Source organism: Rhodospirillaceae bacterium, assembly GCA_016712715.1.
Taxonomy (GTDB): domain Bacteria; phylum Pseudomonadota; class Alphaproteobacteria; order Dongiales; family Dongiaceae; genus Dongia.
The window spans coordinates 301,993-319,507 of sequence record JADJQM010000002.1 but is presented as its reverse complement, the minus strand read 5'-3'; the positions used below and the strand labels follow the sequence as shown (position 1 = coordinate 319,507).

The 17,515-nt window shown below is 62.3% G+C and carries 14 protein-coding genes and 1 pseudogene; 9 read left to right on the top strand and 6 right to left on the bottom strand.

The window, feature by feature from the left end; genetic code table 11:
* Nucleotides 1-57 precede the first annotated feature (57 nt).
* The 9 genes from IPK59_12300 (at nucleotide 58) to IPK59_12260 (ending at nucleotide 8,754) form a co-directional block, all read left to right on the top strand.
* Nucleotides 58-909 carry an ABC transporter permease gene (locus tag IPK59_12300; GenBank protein MBK8159503.1) on the top strand — a complete coding sequence of 284 codons (852 nt, stop codon included), beginning with the start codon at nucleotides 58-60 and terminating at the stop codon, nucleotides 907-909.
* Entirely contained in the window at nucleotides 906-1,688 is a 783-nt protein-coding gene (locus tag IPK59_12295; GenBank protein ID MBK8159502.1) for an ABC transporter permease, read from the top strand. The genes IPK59_12300 and IPK59_12295 overlap by 4 nt, the downstream gene beginning before the upstream one ends.
* Complete coding sequence (locus tag IPK59_12290) at nucleotides 1,685-2,746, top strand: ABC transporter ATP-binding protein (protein MBK8159501.1); 1,062 nt, start codon at nucleotides 1,685-1,687, stop codon at nucleotides 2,744-2,746. The genes IPK59_12295 and IPK59_12290 overlap by 4 nt, the downstream gene beginning before the upstream one ends.
* A 15-nt stretch (nucleotides 2,747-2,761) precedes the next feature.
* The gene (locus tag IPK59_12285; GenBank protein MBK8159500.1) at nucleotides 2,762-4,060 is read left to right on the top strand and encodes a glycosyltransferase; all 1,299 of its coding nucleotides are present in this window, start codon (nucleotides 2,762-2,764) and stop codon (nucleotides 4,058-4,060) included.
* Nucleotides 4,057-4,440, top strand: coding sequence for a cupin domain-containing protein (locus IPK59_12280; GenBank protein ID MBK8159499.1), 384 nt, complete (start codon nucleotides 4,057-4,059; stop codon nucleotides 4,438-4,440). The genes IPK59_12285 and IPK59_12280 overlap by 4 nt, the downstream gene beginning before the upstream one ends.
* Nucleotides 4,441-4,453: 13 nt before the next feature.
* Nucleotides 4,454-4,798: a cupin domain-containing protein gene (locus IPK59_12275; protein MBK8159498.1), complete on the top strand. Its 345-nt coding sequence runs from the start codon at nucleotides 4,454-4,456 to the stop codon at nucleotides 4,796-4,798.
* Nucleotides 4,799-4,914: 116 nt separating this feature from the next.
* Nucleotides 4,915-6,441 (top strand): aldehyde dehydrogenase, encoded by a 1,527-nt coding sequence (locus IPK59_12270; protein MBK8159497.1) that lies wholly within the window; start codon nucleotides 4,915-4,917, stop codon nucleotides 6,439-6,441.
* On the top strand, nucleotides 6,438-7,775 hold the full coding sequence (locus tag IPK59_12265) for an FAD-binding oxidoreductase (protein MBK8159496.1): 1,338 nt from the start codon (nucleotides 6,438-6,440) through the stop codon (nucleotides 7,773-7,775). The genes IPK59_12270 and IPK59_12265 overlap by 4 nt, the downstream gene beginning before the upstream one ends.
* A 76-nt stretch (nucleotides 7,776-7,851) precedes the next feature.
* Nucleotides 7,852-8,754 carry a hypothetical protein gene (locus IPK59_12260; GenBank protein ID MBK8159495.1) on the top strand — a complete coding sequence of 301 codons (903 nt, stop codon included), beginning with the start codon at nucleotides 7,852-7,854 and terminating at the stop codon, nucleotides 8,752-8,754.
* Between the two features lie 16 nt (nucleotides 8,755-8,770).
* On the opposite strand, the gene IPK59_12255 is transcribed toward IPK59_12260, so the two are convergent.
* From IPK59_12255 to IPK59_12230, 6 genes and pseudogenes are all read right to left on the bottom strand, one after another.
* Nucleotides 8,771-8,968: a hypothetical protein gene (locus IPK59_12255; protein ID MBK8159494.1), complete on the bottom strand. Its 198-nt coding sequence runs from the start codon at nucleotides 8,966-8,968 to the stop codon at nucleotides 8,771-8,773.
* A gap of 432 nt (nucleotides 8,969-9,400) precedes the next feature.
* Complete coding sequence (locus IPK59_12250; GenBank protein ID MBK8159493.1) at nucleotides 9,401-10,150, bottom strand: hypothetical protein; 750 nt, start codon at nucleotides 10,148-10,150, stop codon at nucleotides 9,401-9,403.
* Between the two features lie 299 nt (nucleotides 10,151-10,449).
* Nucleotides 10,450-12,236 (bottom strand): annotated as a pseudogene (locus tag IPK59_12245) (acyl-CoA dehydrogenase C-terminal domain-containing protein).
* Nucleotides 12,237-12,254: 18 nt separating this feature from the next.
* Complete coding sequence (locus IPK59_12240) at nucleotides 12,255-14,582, bottom strand: 3-hydroxyacyl-CoA dehydrogenase (GenBank protein ID MBK8159492.1); 2,328 nt, start codon at nucleotides 14,580-14,582, stop codon at nucleotides 12,255-12,257.
* Nucleotides 14,582-15,718 (bottom strand): thiolase family protein, encoded by a 1,137-nt coding sequence (locus IPK59_12235; protein MBK8159491.1) that lies wholly within the window; start codon nucleotides 15,716-15,718, stop codon nucleotides 14,582-14,584. Before IPK59_12235 ends, IPK59_12240 begins: the two co-directional genes overlap by 1 nt.
* Nucleotides 15,718-17,421 (bottom strand): long-chain fatty acid--CoA ligase, encoded by a 1,704-nt coding sequence (locus IPK59_12230; protein ID MBK8159490.1) that lies wholly within the window; start codon nucleotides 17,419-17,421, stop codon nucleotides 15,718-15,720. The genes IPK59_12235 and IPK59_12230 overlap by 1 nt, the downstream gene beginning before the upstream one ends.
* Between the last annotated feature and the right edge of the window lie 94 nt (nucleotides 17,422-17,515).

Below are 17,515 nucleotides of genomic sequence, written 5' to 3'. Positions count from 1 at the left end.
CGTTGCATGGCGGGGCTCAAGGCCTGAGCCCCGCCATTTTCTGTTGTCGGGATCAAGATGGTTGTTTCACGCCGCATCGTGCTGACGGGGCCGGGTATCGCCTGGATCATGGCGCTGCTGGTCATCCCCTGCGCCCTGCTGCTGGTGAACTCGTTCTTCGAGCGCGGCATCTATGGCGGCATCGATTACGTCTTCACCTTCGAGAATTATGTCCGCGCGATCGACCCGCTCTATGGCGAGATCTTCTGGAACTCCGCGCGCGTCGCCGGCATCACCACGCTCATCTCCTTGGCGCTGGGCTATCCCGCTGCCTACTGCATCGCCCTTAGCCCCAAGCGCCGGCAGATGGCACTCCTCATCCTGGTGATGCTGCCGCTCTGGAGCAATTACCTCATCCGCACCTATGCCTGGATGGTGCTGTTGAACGGCGAGGGGCTGATCAACCGGTCGCTCATCGGGCTGGGATTGATCGATGCGCCGCTGCCGCTGCTCTATAACGATTTTGCCATCATCGTCGGCCTCACCTATGCCTATGTGCCTTTCATGATCCTGGCGCTGTTCAGTTCGATCTCGAAACTGGCGCCGGAACTGCGCGAGGCCTCGACGGATCTCGGCGCCAGCCCGCTCATGACCTTCTGGCGCGTGACCTTTCCGCTCACCTTGCCAGGCATTGCCGCGGGCAGCGTGTTCGTGTTCGTGCTCTCGATCGGCAATTTCGTGACGCCGGATCTGCTGGGCGGCGGCAAACGGACGATGATCGGCAACCTCATCTATGACCAGTTCCTGACCGCGCGGGACTGGCCGTTCGGCTCGGCGATCGCCGCCATCGTCATCTTCATCATGATGGCGCTTCTCACCTTGCAGGCGGTGCTCATCAACCGCCGCGACCGCGACGAGAAGACGACATGAGCCGGAACCCGATCCAGGCCTGGCTCAGCGCACACCTGCTGCTGGTCTATGTCTTTCTCTATGGGCCGATCCTGGTGCTGGTGGCGCTCTCCTTCAACAAGGCCGGCATGCCCAATGTCTGGACCGGCTTTTCGCTGCAATGGTATGGCGAATTGTTCGCCAATGAGAAGATCATCGCCTCGGTGGGCAATTCGCTGTTCATCGCCTTTGCAGCGACAATCATTTCGACCGTGATCGGGACCCTGCTCGCCATGGGGCTCGAAGAGCGGCGGCCGCGGGTGGCGACCGAGGCGCTCATCGCCGCCCCCATGATCATCCCCGACATCGTGATGGCGATCAGCCTCTTGAGCTTCTATTCGCTGATCAAGCTCACGCTGGGCTCGCATTCCGTGATCCTCAGCCATTCCGCCTTCATGATCTCGTTTGTGTGTGCCGTCGTGCGGACTCGCTTCAAGCATTTCGACCGCTCGATCATCGAAGCCTCGATCGATCTCGGTGCGGGTGAGTTCACGACTTTCCGCCGGGTGACCCTGCCGGTCATTGCGCCGGGTGTGATCGCGGCAGCACTCCTCGGCTTCACCTTGTCGTTCGACGAATTCATCATTGCCTATTTCACCAGCGGGCCCAGTTCCGCTTCCATCACCTTTCCCATGCAGATTTACGCCATGATCCGATTCGGTGTGACGCCGGACGTCAATGCGGTGGCCACCATCGTGATGCTCGTCTCGTTCTTCCTCATCTTCCTCTCGCAACGCATCAACCGCGAGGTGGACGCATGAGCGCATTGCTGGAGGTTGTGGGCGTCTCGAAGAGCTTCGGTCCGGTGGCGGCGGTCGACAATCTGTCGCTGGAAGTGGGTGGCAACGAGTTCTTTGCGCTGCTGGGGCCGTCCGGCTGCGGCAAGACCACGTTGCTGCGCATGATCGCAGGCTTCGAGCAGCCGGACCAGGGGCGCATCCTGCTGGACGGTGTCGACATCACCGGCATCAAGGCCAACAAGCGGCCGATCAACCTCATGTTCCAATCCTACGCGCTGTTCCCGCATATGAGTGTCGCGGGCAATGTTGCCTATGGGCTGGAGATGGAAGGCTTGCGCGGGACGGAACTCACTAAACGCGTCGATGCGGTGCTGGAACTGGTGCAATTGTCGGCACTGGCCAAGCGGAAGCCCGTGCAATTGTCGGGCGGGCAGAAGCAGCGCGTGGCACTGGCGCGCGCCCTGGTGAAGCGACCGAAACTGCTGCTGCTCGATGAGCCTTTGGGGGCGCTTGACAAGAAACTGCGCGAGCAGATGCAGATCGAGTTGAAACGCCTGCAGCAGGAAACCGGCATCGCCTTCCTGGTCGTGACCCATGACCAGGAGGAAGCGCTCACCATGGCGGACCGGATCGCCCTGCTGCGCCAAGGCCGCATCGCACAGCTCGGCGAACCCCGGGCGCTCTACGAACGGCCGGGCAGCCGGTTCGTGGCTGACTTCATCGGCCAGATGAATTTCCTCGAGGGCATGCGCGTGGCCGAGGGTTTCGCCGTGCCGGGCCTTGGCCTGTTCAATGCGGCCAATCTCGACGACGTGCCGCTGGGTGCGGCGGGCGCGCTTGCCGTGCGGCCGGAACGGATTGCGGTACAGGATGCCGAAATGGCTGGCGCCATCGCGGCGGAGGTCGAGGGCCTTGCTTATCTCGGCCAGGATCTGATGCTGCATCTGCGCCTGGATGGCCAGGACAAGCCCGTGGTGGCGCGCGTCCATGCGGCCAACCCGATCACCACCCATGTCGCGCGCGGCAACCGGGTCTGGTGCGGCTGGCCGGCGGCGCATAGTTTGATCTTGTCGGAATGAGTTGGGGAGTTTGCGATGACTAAAGGAAAAACGATCGTCCTCTTTCCGGAGGCTGCCTTCGGCCCGGCGCTGAACTGTGTGGGCATCGCGCAGCGTCTGCGGGCCATGGGCCATAACCCGGTCTTTGTCTGCGACAAGGGCTTCAAGGGCGTGTTCGAGAAATATGGCTTCGAGGAAAACCTGGTCGACATGTCCGGCGGCATGTCGGATGAAGAGATCGCGAAATTCTGGGCGAATTTCATCGCCGAGAAGCAGCCGCATTTCCGCCTCTCGCCCATCGATCAGCTGCCGACCTATGTGATCCCGGTCTGGGAAGCGATCGTCGATTCCGCGGTGATCGCGGAAGCTGGCCTCAACGCCCATCTCGCGCGCATCAAGCCGGACCTGGTCGCGGTCGACAATGTCATCCTGTTCCCGGCCATCAAGAAGGCGGGCTGCCCTTGGGTGCGCATCATTTCCTGCTCGGAGAACGAGATCCCCGATCCGGATATCCCGCCGCATCTCTCCGGCTGCCACGAGAATGACAAGGCCGGTTTCAAGGCGTTCGAGGACCGGTTCCTGGAACTGGTGAAACCGACCCATGACCGCTTCAATGCGTTCCTCAAAGATCAGGACCATGCGCCCTATGCGCTGGGCGAGTTCTTCGAGGCCTCGCCGACCATGAACCTCCTGCTCTATCCGAAGCCGCTCGCCTTCAAGCGCCGCACACCGCTCGATCCCAAGCGCTTCCAATATCTCGAAGGCTGCGTGCGCGACGAGGGGCAGTACACCGTCCCGACCTTCAGCGTGCACAACGACAAGCCGCTGATCTATGTGTCCTACGGCTCGCTGGGGGCGGCGGATGTCGATCTCTACAAGAACCTCATCAAGGCCTTTGCCAAGCTGCCCTACCGGTTCCTGATGAATGTCGGCGATTATATCGGCGAATATCAGGACGTGCCGGGCAATGTGCATCTGGAGAGCTGGTATCCGCAGCCGGCGGTCATTCCGCATGTCGATCTCTTCATCCATCATGGCGGCAATAACAGCTTCAACGAGGCGCTCTATTTCGGGAAGCCTGCGATCATCATGCCGTTCTGCTGGGATGGGCTCGACAATGCTGCGCGCATCCACGACACGGGCTATGGCGACCAGCTGCCGCGCTATACCTGGACCGAGGAACAATTGTCGTCGATGATCGCGCGCCTGCTGGGCGACAAGGCGATGAAGCAGCGCCTCAATGAGGTAGCCAAGCACATGCAGGCCGCCAAGGGCACCGAGAAGGCCGCCAATATCCTGGCCGAAATCGCGACCACAGGGACATTTAAACCGTGAGCAACAGAGCGAAACTCGATTCTTCGGCACCGCATATCTATGACGCCCTCACCTTCGACGATCTTGCCGATTGGGGCGAACAGCCGGATTGCCTGGAAGGTCCGTCGAAATCCTCGGGCCGTCTGCTGTTCAAACGGCCGGATGCGAGCGTCGGCGGCAATTCGCCGGAAACGGGGCTGTGGGTGGTGACGCCGGGCAAATGGCCGCTCTCCATCCCGCGCGACGAGTTCTGTCATTTCATCAGTGGTCGCGCCACTTATGTGCGTGACGATGGCGAGGTGATCGAGGTCAAGCCCGGGACCTGCGTCCATTTCACCGCCGGCTGGACCGGCATCTGCACGGTCCATGAGACCCTGCGCAATGTCTATATGCTGCGATAGGAGCAGGCGACCCATGACCACACCCGTGATCTACAATCCGAAATCCGTGACCGAGGTCAAGGATTGGGGCCCGATTCCGACCATGATCGAAGGCCAGTCCATGACCAGCGGCGTGCTGCTGCACAAGGGGCCGAATGGCGAGAACGAGACCGGCATCTGGATCTGCACGCCGGGCTTCTGGAACTGCCATGTGACCCGCGACGAGTTCTGCCATTTCATGCTGGGCCGCTGCACCTATACCCATGAGAGCGGCGAAGTGATCGAGATCTATCCCGATACGATCGCGTTCTTTCCGCAGGATTGGAAGGGCACCTGCCGGGTCCATGAGACGGTGCGGAAAGTTTATATGATTCGGTAACGCCATTTCGTCATGGTCCGCGTAGGCGGACCACCCACGACTTCCTCTCTGTTGCCGGCAAACTCGTGGGTGGTCGGCCTTCGCCGACCATGACGATTTTTTCTGCGAGTATCACCATGCCAACCTTCGATCCCACCCTTGGCCAGATTTTCGTCGCCAATGACTATGTGGCGGCGCCAAGTGCGCCGTTGACCGAGGTGAAGAACCCGGCCGATCTCTCGACCGTGGGGCGGATTGCGCAATGTGCGCCGCTATCGCTGGATGCGGTGCTGCAAAAGGCGCAGGAAGCGCAGAAGGATTGGGCGACGCTCGACGGCAAGAGCCGGGCTGCGGCCTTGCATCGCCTCGCTGATGCGATGGCGGCGGCGACGGCGGGGCCGGCTGCGGAACTGATGACGCTCGAGATGGGCAAGCCCTTCACGGAATCCGTGGGCGAGCTCATGAATGTCGGGCCGATCTTCCGCTATTTCGCCGAACTTGCCCGCGACGATGGCGGGTTCATGGCGGCACCCACCGCGCCGGGCTCGACGCAATATGCGCGCTGGTATCCTTTCGGCGTCACCGCGCATATCGTGCCCTATAACTTCCCGATCATCCTCATGGCCTTCACTGTGGCGGCGTCATTGGCGGCCGGCAATGCGGTGGTGATCAAGCCGGCGCCAGCGACCTCGCTCTCGACGCTCGCTTTCATGGAACATTTCAAGGCGCTGCCCGCTGGCCTCGTTTCCTGTGTGACCGGCGGTGTCGAGACCGCAAAGGCATTGATCAACGATGACCGCATCGGCGTCGTCGCTTTCACCGGCTCGGTCGAGGCGGGGCGCGATGTCGCCGCCGCCTGCGGGCGGCTGCTGAAGCCCTGCGTCATCGAGGCCGGCGGGTCGGACCCGATGATCGTCATGGACAGTGCCGATCCGGAGATCGCGGCGGCGGCGGCGGTGACCGGCGCCTTCCATCTCTCCGGGCAGATCTGCACTTCGACCGAGCGTCTTTATGTGCATGAGAAGGTGCATGATGCGTTTGTGAGCGCCATGGTCGAACGCACCAAGGCTTTGCGCATCGGCCCCGGCCTCGGCAATGTCGAGATCGGGCCGCTGGTCTCGGAAGCCGCGCGCGCCAAGGTGATGCGCCTCGTCGACCAGGCGGTGGCGCAGGGCGCCAAAATCGCCTGCGGCGGCCGCGTGCCGTCGGCGCACAACACCGGCTGGTTCTATGAACCCACCATCTTGACCGATGTCACGCCGCAGATGGACCTCATGCAGGCGGAAATGTTCGGGCCGGTGGCGCCCATCATCCGCGTGCGCGATTTCGCGGAAGCCATTCGCCTCGCCAACCAGTCGCGCTTCGGCCTGGGAGCGTCGATCTTCACCGCCGACCTTGAAGAGGCCATGGCGGCGGTGGATGAATTGCAGGCCGGCATGGTCTGGGTCAACAATGTGCTGGGCGACAATGACGCGCTGCCCTTCGGTGGGTGGAAGCTCTCGGGCCTCGGCCGCGCGCTCTCCCGCCTCGGCCTCAACGCCTTCCGGCAGTCGAAGATGGTGATGCTGGATCACAAGGCGGAACTGCAATCCTGGTGGTATCCTTATTCCGATGCGTTCTATGCCGAACGCGGCGGTCGTTGGAATCTGAGCAAAAAATCATGAAGCATCTTTATCATCCGAGCGCTCTCGATCCCGCAACACCGGTCAAGAGCTGGTGGCGGGACTCGAAGACCGATTTCCCGTCCTATCCGGCGCTGGAATCCGAGATCGAGACCGATGTCGCCATCATCGGCGGCGGGCTCACCGGTCTTTCCGCCGCCTATCATCTGCAGCGCGATCATGGGATCGAGGCCGTGGTGCTGGAGCGGGCCGAGATCGGCTGGGGCGCCTCGGGGCGCAATGGCGGTTTCTGCTGCATGGGCTCGTCGAAGATGCCCTGGAGCAAGATGCTGAAGAAATTCGGCCTTGCGGAGACGCAGACCTTCTGGCGCAGCCAGAAGGGATCGGTCGAATTGGTGGCCGAGATCGTGGCGCGCGAAGGGCTCGATATCGACAAGACCGGGACCGGTGAGATATCGCTCGCCCACAAGCCGGACATGGCGGATGCGCTGAAGGAAGAAGCCGAATTCATGGCGAAGACCTTCGGCGCCACCGAAGTTTACATGTCGAAGGAAGAGTTGGTGGCGGGCGGCTTCAATTCGCCGGGGCTTCATGCCGGCGTCGCCAATCCGGTCGGCTTCGGCCTCAACCCGTGGAAATATGTGAACGGGCTTGCGGCCGCGACCGCCAAGACCGGCGCCCGGATCTTTGCCAACAGCGAGGTCATCAACTGGGTGCGCGAGGGGGCGAAGCATGTGCTGACCACGCCGCGCGGCCGGGTGAAGGCGAACAAGGTGCTGATCGCCACGGCGGGCTACACGCCGGAGGATCTTCATGGCGATTTCGGCGGGCGCATCCTGCCGGCCTTGTCGTCGATCGTGGTGACGCGGCCGATGAACCAGAACGAGCTGGGGGCGCAGGGCTGGACCAATACCACGCCGGTCTATGATCTGCGCTACCTGCTCCATTATTTCCGCCTGCTGCCCGATGGCCGATTCATGTTCGGCGGGCGCGGTGGCCTCTCCGCAGCACCCGATGCGCTGGAGCGGCAGCTCGACAATATCGAGGCGGCGTTCCGCGCCTATTACCCCGAATGGAAGCATGTCGACATCACCCATCGCTGGTCGGGCCTGCTGTGCCTGGCGCAGGATCTGGTGCCCCATGTCGGCGCCTGGGACGAGCAGCCCGGCACCTATTTCGCCATGTGCTATCACGGCAATGGTGTCGCCATGGGCACTTGGTCGGGGCGGGCTGCGGCGCGGGTGATGGCGGGTGGACCGGAGGAGCGTCCGGAATTCATGCGCAAGGCGCCGCCCAAATTTCCGTTTCCGGTGCTGCGGCCGCTTTACCTGCGCGGCGCCTATATGACCTATGGCATCAAGGACGCGCTGAAATAGGCGTGAACCGGTTGGCTTGTCGGCGCGACGAAGTCATGTGATTCTGTCCGGGACGCAATCCAACCATAGGTGATCCATGCGCTTTCTCCTGCTGGCGGCGGCCTTGCTGGCGCCGTCCTTTGCCTTTGCCGAACCATTGGTGCAGGAATCGGCGCCCTCGACCATCTCGGTCGCCAAGGAGGGCGAGAATTTCCGCGTCGTCACCGACAGCCGCCGCTACCAGACCAATCTGCTGCCCTCGGTCGCGGCGAAGAACGCGCTCATCTATCAACTTCTCGAGATCGAGCAGCATGTGAGCGCCGTCGAAGGGCCGATGATCGAACAGGTGATCGACGCAGCGACCGCGAAGGTCACCGCCTATCCGCTCAGCGACAGCGGCAAGGGTGAAGCCGCCTTCACCATCGAGGCCAAGGCCGATGCGGTCGATGCGCTGGGGTCGTTCCTGACGCTCACGCGCTACGGCTGCTGCGTCGAGATGCCGACGCGGGCGATCTATTCCCTGGAAAGCGGCAAATATCTCTTCAATACCACGGCCGACAATACCTATCGGCGATGGGTGTCGATGGGTGCGCAAGGCGGGTTCGAGTTCGAGCGCCTCTTTGCCCATCATGCCCGCATCACCGCTGCCGATGACGAGCTGTTCGGCGACAACAAGAACGGCGCCGTCATCATCAGCTATGCGACCGAGACGGCGCCCTTGCAGCGCCTGATGCTGGTGGCGTCGCAGGACGATATGGACCATGACGCGCCGCTGGAATGGATGGCGCGGCTGGAACTGGTGAACGCGACCTTCCCCAAGGGCACCGACCGCATCTTCGTTGAGAAGAAGGGGAAGCCCGCCGAGCTCTTCACCGACGCGATCCTGCGCCTCACCCTCGATGAGGGGACGATCGTGGAGATTCCGCTGGTTGAAGACCGCCTCGATATCAAGGCTGCGAAACTGCCGAAGGATTACAGCCTCATCGAGATGAAGCTGTAGCGATCAGCGAACGCCTCTAGCGATCGTTGGCTGGACGCGGCATGAGGCAACTCGCGCGCACGGCGCGGTAGCCGCTCTGGATCTGCTTCAGGGGCTTGAAGTACCAGCCGCGCACGCCGATCAGCACAGGCTTCACAAAAACATCATCTCGCTTGGCAATGACATTCATCGCATCGGTCTCGCCTGATTGTTCTGCATCATTGGCTGGCAGCAATAGCGGATCATTTGGGCGCGAAGATGACATCGATATGACGCTTCTGGGCCGCCCGCTGAAAAAATGTGGGCCGGAATGGGGGGAGAAGAGGGTCGCCGACGGGCAGTTTAGGGGGGCAGAGATCGCCCGCCGGCGGGGTGTGGGGTTGGGGACCAGAGGTCCGATCCGGGTACACCCAAGTCATTTCTCAATCGCAAACTCAGGGAAACTCCCGGCGGGGTCACAGGGAGGGGGGTGATCCCGCCGACGCCTATGATATTGGGCCGGTCGCACCGGATTTGCAGTGACGCGGGTCACAAAGCCGCAGCATGGCGGTCGGATTCTGTTAAGTAATTGAAACTGTGTGTAAATTTTGATGAATTGACTCCCCCCACTACCCCCCCCTGAAGGTGGGAGGGAATAGAAGGGAGGGGCTGAGACCGCGGTCTCGCCCTAGTCGATATCGTCGAGCTTGGCCTGGAGGCTCTGCTTGGCGCTGGTCATGGTGAAGACCAGATCGTAATGGCCGAGCTCGCTGGGATCCCAGGCGGCGACGGTGAGGTTGCCGCGCTGCCAGGTATGGACCGGCATGCTGAACGAGATGCCGGGGGCGATCTCGACCTTGTCCTTGACCACCTTGGCGGATCCTAAGCGCTGATTGAGGCCGGCCAGCAGCTTGTAGCCGTCCTTGGCATGCACCGGGCTGAGGCGTGCTGCCACCAGGGCATAGTCGCTGCCGCCGGCATCCGGGGCCGTGCCACCATAGAGGGCATCGCTGAAGCCGGTTTCGTCCATGCTGGCCTCGGTGAAGGTCTCCTCGCCCCCACCACCCGCGGCCACTTCCATGAAGTCGAAGCGCAAGCGGGCCTTCACGCCATTGATCTCGAATTCGACCGGGCGCCACCAGGAGAGATTGGCGGGGTCGGTGGCCACGACGCGGCAGGTGAGGATGCCCACACTTTCATAGCGCGCCTCGTCGCGGGCGACATAGCCCACCATGCGGCTGCGCAGATCCGGATCGTCGCCGCATTTCACCGTGGCGCCCTTGGGCATGCCGGTGAACGGCAGTTTCATGTTCTTGAATTGGGTGAGGCTGGTGCCGAGGCGGTAGCCGAGCGAGCCTTCATCCATGTCGGCCTGGGCCGGGCCGGCTGCGAGCAGGCCCAGCAGTACCAGCGCCGCGGCGCAGGTTTTCCCCGCCACTCTTCGTGTCTTCCACAACATATGAGCGTCCCGTCCCGTGGGGGTGGCGCGCCCGACATTCCACCGGTGAGTCGGAAGCTCGTCTCTTTCCTCCGACTCGGCACGTCACCAACGGGCTCAGAATGCCGACAAATTGCGACAGTTCCGTTGTGAGAAGAACCTCTCAGCTGTGAGATGGCTGTGACGAAATCTCCGATTTTCACGCACAGAGTCAGGCATCTGTGAGAAACGCTCGATATGCGCGCAGAAGCTTAAAATCGGTTAAACTTCATGACTATCTTTTAAGTGTTTTCCGCGGCCTAGAAGGCCTCAGCCGGCATCGCCATCAGCGTGTCGGATCCCGCCATCAGGGTGGTGAACAGCGAATTCGATTCCGGCAGCAGCCGCGCAAAATAGAAGCGCGCGGTCATCACCTTGGCGGCATAGAAGCCGTCGCTGTCCTCGTTCTTCTTGGCAAGCGCGATCTCGACCATGCGGCACCACATGTAACCAAGCGCCACCAAGGCGAAGAGGCGCTGGTAATCGGTGGCGGCGGCACCTGCTTCGTTGGGGTTGGCAAGGCCCGCCTGGGCCAGCCAAGCCGTCGCCTGCTGCAGCTTGGCGAAAGCCTTGGCCAGAGGCAGGACGAATTCCGCCATCTCCGGGTTTTCGCTGGCAAGCTCGATATACTCGCTCACCGGATGGAAGAAGCGACGGGCGAGGCGCCCGGTGCCGGTGGGCAGCTTGCGACCGACCAGGTCCAGGGCCTGGATGCCGTTGGTCCCTTCATAGATCTGGGTGATGCGCGCATCGCGCACCAGCTGCTCCATGCCCCATTCGCGGATATAGCCGTGGCCGCCATAGATCTGCACGCCGAGATTGGCGGCGTTGAACCCATGATCGGTCAGGAACGCCTTCACCACAGGCGTCAGCAGGGCCACGAAATCATCGGCTTCCTGACGCTTCTCCGGGTCCGGGTGATGCAGCGAAACGTCGAGTTCGCGCCCGACCCAATAGGCCAAGGCGCGGCAGCCTTCATTGAGGCTGCGGATGGTGAGCAGCATGCGCCGCACATCGGGATGCACGATGATGGGATCGGCGGGTTTCTCCGGAAACTTGGCGCCGGTCAGCGCCCGCATCTGCAGCCGATCGCGGGCATAGGTGACGGCACCCTGATAGGCGGCCTCGGCGATGCCGAGACCCTGCATGCCAACCGCAAGGCGCGCCGTGTTCATCATGGTGAACATGGCGGACATGCCCTTGTGCGGCTTACCCACCAGCCAGCCTTGTGCGCCGTCGAAATTCATGACGCAGGTGGAGGACGCCTTGATACCCATCTTCTTCTCGATCGAGCCGCACACGACCGGATTGCGGGCGCCGGGCTTGCCATCCTTGTCCGGCAGGAATTTCGGGCAGACGAAAAGCGAGATGCCGCGGATGCCGGCCGGCGCATCGGGGAGACGCGCCAGCACCAGGTGGATGATGTTCTCAGCGAGGTCATGTTCGCCGGCCGAGATGAAGATCTTGGTGCCGTAAAGCTTGTAGGAGCCGTCCGGGTTTGCCTCTGCGCGCGTTTTGCAGAGGCCGAGATCGGTGCCGCAATGGGGTTCGGTCAGGCACATGGTACCGGTCCAGGTGCCGTCGACGAGCTTGGGCAGATAGAGCGCCTTCTGTTCGTCACTGCCATGGGCGTGGATCGCGTTGAATTGCCGTTGGAGAGGCCGGGATACATGCCGAAGGACAGGTTGGCCGAGCAGATCATTTCCTCGACCGCGAAGTTGACCAGCTTTGGCAGGCCCTGCCCGCCATATTCAGGATCGCAGGGCAGGCTGGTCCAGCCGCCTTCGATGAATTTGGCATAGGCTTCCTTGAAGCCCTTGGGCGTGGTGACAGTACCCTTGTCGTAGTGGCAGCCTTCCTCGTCGCCGGAATGATTGAGCGGCTGCAGCTCGTTTTCGCAGAACTTGCCCGCCTCCTCGATGATCGTGGCGACCAGATCCGGCGTCGCCTCGACGAAATCGGGAATCTGCTGCGGCAGGTTTTCGATCTGCAGCAATTCGGTGAGCACGAACTGGATATCGCGCAACGGTGCTTTATAGGCGGGCATGGTTTTCTTCCTCGCGCATCAGTTCCGGAGCGGCTTGCCGGTGGAGAGCATATGCTCCATGCGGGCAAGGGTCGGTCCGGTGTGCAGCAATGTCATGAAGGCCTTCTTCTCGAGCTTCGAGAGCTGGTCTTCGGTGACGAGTTCGGTGATGTCGGTCTTGCCGCCGGAGAGGACCTCAGCCAACGCATCGGAGACTGTCACGTCATGGGGCAGGGCCTTGCCCTGCAACGCGAAGCCTTCGACCGCAAGCTGCAACGCCGTCCGCGCGGTGGGGCCGGGCAGGCGCAGTTCCTGCGGGGTTGGTGCCTGATAGCCGGCCGCCAGCATACTGAGTGCCTTGGCCTTGGCATCGAACAGCAATCGGTCGCGGTTCATGCTGATGCCGTCATGGGGGCGCAGGAAGCGCATCTCCTTGGCCTCCGCCGCGGATTTGGCAACCTTGGCCAAGGAAATGGTCTCGAAGGCCTGGCCGACCGGGGGCATCGGTCCCTTGGGGTCGCGGCCTGATGGCTGGAAGCGGAGCAGCATCTCCTTGCAGCCGCCCCAGCCGGGGATGAGGCCGACGCCGACTTCGACAAGACCCATATATGTTTCGGCATGGGCCTGGATGGAGGCGCAATGGAGCAGCACCTCGCAGCCACCACCCAAGGCCATGCCGGAAGGTGCACCCACCACGGGGAAGGGGGCGAACTTAACGGCCTTGTAGGCCGACTGGCCGGTCGCGATCATGTCATCGATCATCGGCCACATGGCGATGTTGGCGGCAAAGAGGGCGAGGCCGATATTGGCGCCCACGGAGAAATTCTCGGCCTCGTTATGGATGACGAGGGCCTTCATCTTCTTGCCCACATGATCGACCGATTGCTTGACCAGCGCCAGGCTGTCGGGATCAAGCGCGTTCATCTTGCTGTGGAACTCAAGGCAGGCGACACCATCGCCGATATCCCAGAGCGAGGCCGAGCCGTTCTTGATGATGGGCTTTGCGCCGAGCTTCACGTCGGAGAGCAACAGCACGCCCTCAGGCCGGACCAGCTTTGTGTACGTGCCATCTGGTTTCAGATGCTCGATCTGGCCATTGGCGACGCGGTAGAAGCCGCCAGCCTTGGCGGCGACGCCAAGGAAAGGCGGCACCGGCAGTTTCTCGGCGGCGAGCTTGTCGGCAAACCAGGCAGCGCCCATCTGGTCGATCATCTCGAAGGGGCCGCGTTTCCAGTTGTAACCGGTCTTCATGCCCTGATCGACGGAGACCACATCCTCGGCGATCTCCGGCACCAGTGAAGCCGCATAGGAAAGGAGGGACGAGAGCACGCGCCAGGCATATTGCCCGCCCTTGTCCTTGTGATCGACGAGGGTCTTCAAGCCACCCTTGGCGGCATCGGCGGAATCGAGACGCGCGCGATCGCTGGTAGCGTAGGTACCGGTCTTGAGGTTGACCGATTCCTTGACCTTCTTGCCGCCCTCGGTGTTGAGCCGGTAGAAGCCGCCCTTGCCCTTGCGGCCGGTATAGCCGTCGGCAATCATCTTTTCGAGGAGCGGCCAGGGGCGGCGCAGTTTCATATAGGCGTCGTCTGGCTGCAAAAGGCTCGCCATGCTTTTGTCGACATGGGGCATGAGATCGAGGCCGACGAGATCGAGGAGGCCGAACAACCCGGTCTTTGGCGCGCCGATCGGGCGGCCCATGATGGCGTCGGCTTCCTCGACCGTGAGGTCGAGATCGAGAGCCGCGTTGACCGCCGCCTGCATCCAGAAGACGCCGATGCGGTTGCCGACAAAGCCCGGCGTGTCCTTGGCATGGACGATGGTCTTGCCCAGCATCCGGTCGCCGAATTCGCTGATGTCCTTGATGACCTCAGGGCGCGTCTTCGCGCCACCGACAATCTCAAGGAGGCGCATGTAGCGCGGCGGGTTGAAGAAATGGGTGATGCAGAAATCGGATTGCACCGCTTCCGGCATACCCTCGACCAAGGTCTTCAGCGGAATGGTCGAGGTGTTGGAGGAGAGGATCGAGCCCTTCTTCCGCTTGCCCTCGAGCTTGTGATAAAGGCCCTGCTTCAGATCGAGGCGCTCGATGATCGCCTCGACGATCCAGTCGACATCGCCCAGTTGATCGAGATCGTCCTCGATATTGCCGGGGATGATGAGTTTCGCGGCGGCCTTCGACATGAGGGGTGCCGGGTCGGCCTTCTGCAGTTTCTCGATGGCGCCCTTGGCGATCGCTGAACGATCGGCGCCTTCTTTCGGCACGATGTCGAGGAGAAGAACCGGCACGCCGGCATTGGCGATCTGGGCGGCGATGCCGGCCCCCATCACCCCCGCGCCGATGACGCAGGCCTTGTTGATGGCCATCACACCGCCTCCAGGATGGTGGCGATGCCCTGGCCGCCGCCGATGCATTGCGTGGCAAGCGCGAATTTCTTCCCCTCTCGCTTGAGGAGCGAGGCGGCCTTGCCGGTGATACGGGCGCCGGTGGCCCCCAGCGGGTGCCCCAGCGCAATGGCGCCGCCATCGAGATTGACCTTGGCAATGTCGATTTTGAGATCGCGGATGCAGGCCAGCGACTGCGAGGCGAAGGCCTCATTGAGTTCGATGATGTCGATGTCGCCGATGGTGAGGCCGGCGCGCTTCAGCGCCTTCTGCGTCGCCGCCACCGGGCCGATGCCCATGATCTCCGGCGCGCAGCCGGCGACCGACACGGCGCGAATCTTGGCCAGTACCTTCAGCCCATGCGCCTTGGCATAATCGGCCGAGGTGACGAGGGTGAAGGCGGAGCCGTCGGTGAGCGGCGACGATGTGCCGGCTGTGACCGAGCCGTTGGCGTCGAAGGCCGGCTTCAATCCGGCCAGCGCCTCGATGGTGGTGCCGTCGCGGATGGTGCCGTCTTCGCTGACCAGCTCCTTCCCCGCCTGGATGGGGACGATCTCGTCCTTCAATTTGCCGGCGGCGCGCGCGGCACTCGCCTTGTTCTGGCTGGCGACCGCGAATTCTTCCTGCTCGGCCCGGCTGATCTTGTATTTGTTGGCGACGTTCTCGGCGGTGGTGCCCATTGAGATATAGGCGGCGGGCAGCCGGTCGTTGAGCGCCGGGTTCGGCATCGGGTTGAAGCCCAGCATGGGGACGCGGGTCATGCTCTCGACACCACCGCAGAGGAACGCCTCACCGGCGCCAAGGGCGATGGCCCCGGCTGCCATGTGGATGCTCTGCATGGAGGAGCCGCAGAAGCGGTTGATGGTGGCGCCGGCGACCGATTGCGGCAGCTCCGCGATCATCGCGATGAGGCGCGCCACATTGAAGCCCTGCTCGCCTTCGGGGAAGGCGCAGCCCAGCAGCAGATCCTCGATATCCTTTGACTCGACGCCGGTCTTGGTGATGAGCGACTTTACCACGGCGGCAGCCATATCGTCGGGCCGCACCTTGATGAGCGCACCCTTGTTGGCGAAATGGAAGGGTGAGCGCTGATAGCCCACAATGACGGCGTCTTTCATCACATCTTCTCCTTTGCGGCGGCGCGGGCTTTTTCCTCGTCCACCAGATTCTTCTTCAGGATCTTGCCGATGATGCTCTTGGGCAGATCGGCGCGGAATTCATAGAAGCGCGGTTTCTCGATCTTCGAGATGCGTGTGTCGAGGAAGGCGTCGAGGGTTTCCTGGCTGCAGGTCTCGCCATCCTTCAACACGATGTAGGCCTTGATGGTCTGCCCGCGATAGGGATCGTCGATGCCGATGACGGCGCATTCCTTGACCGATTTGTGTTCGTAGATCGCCTCTTCGATGACGCGCGGATAGACCTTGAAACCCGAGGCGTTGATCATCTCCTTCAACCGGTCGGTGATGAAGACGAAACCCTCTTCATCGATATGGCCGACATCGCCGGTATGCAGGCAGCCATCGATGATCACCTCGTCAGTGGCATCTGGGCGCTTCCAGTAACCCAGCATCACCTGGGGGCCACGGAAGCAGATCTCGCCTTTTTCGCCGACCGGCATGCGGGTCTTGCGGTCATCGAGCGAGACGATCTCGCAGGAGGTGAAGGGATAGGGGAGGCCGATCGAGCCGGTCTTGCCGCCGGTATGGACGGGATTGCAACTGCAGACGGGCGAGGCTTCCGAGAGGCCGTAGCCTTCGATGAGGCGGCAGCCGCTTTCCGCTTCGAACTTCTTCCGGATCTCGACGGGCAAGGGTGCGCCGCCCGAAATGGCGAAGACGAGGGAGGAGAGGTCGTAATCCTTGAACTGCGGAAAGTTGAGAAGCGCGTTGAACAAAGTGGGCACGCCGACCAAAGCAGTCGGTCGCTTGCGGTGCACCAGGCGCAGCAGTTTCAACGTGTCGAATTTGGGTTCCAGGATCATGCAGCCGCCCACTGCCAGCGTCCAGTTCATGACGCAGGTCATGGCGAAGGCATGGAACAGCGGCAGCACGCCGATGGTCTTCGCCTGCGGGCTGTCCACGGTATAGAACCAGCGCTTCGACTGGATGGCGTTGATATAGACATTGGCGTGGCTGAGCATGGCGCCCTTGGGGACGCCCGTCGTGCCGCCGGTATATTGCAGCAGGGCCACGGTCTTCGCGGGGTCGATCTCGACCGGCGCATAGGCGCCGTCATTGTGGACCAGATCCTTATAGGCGATGTGGCGGCTGTCGATCTTCATGCGCGCATGGGCGCTGCGCATGACGAAGGGATAAACGAGGTTCTTCGGGAAGGGCAGCTGGTGCGCCATCGGGCAGACGATGACCGATTTCACCCGCGATTTCGCCAGCACGGAATCGAGCTTGGGCAGCAATTGGGTGACGTCGAGGGTCACCATGAAATCGACCTCGGCATCGGCGATCTGGCGCTCGATCTCGGGCTCGGCGTAAAGCGGGTTGAAATTGACCAGGCACGCCCCGGCCTTCAGGGCACCATGATAGAAGATGACGAAATAGGGACAGTTGGGCAGGAACAGCCCTAAGCGCATGCCGGGTTTGAGGCCGATCTGCTGCAGGCCCTTCGCCACCTTGTCGCTCTCGCGCTTGATCTCGGCATAGGTGTAATGCTTGTCGAGGAAGTCGACGCAGTCATTGCCGGGATGCTGGGCCGCCGTGTCGTCGAGCAGCGCATAGACCGGCTTGCCGACGATCGGCGTCGTGCCGTCCACCGCCGGCGGATAGCTGGCCAGCCAGGGTTGTGCCACCCCGTGCGTCGCCGACATGTCGCTCATGACCCTCCTAGCGACCGCAACGCCCAACCATCTCCCCAAGGCACCGGATCAACCCCAGAACTATTAAACGCATTCTCCGCGTATT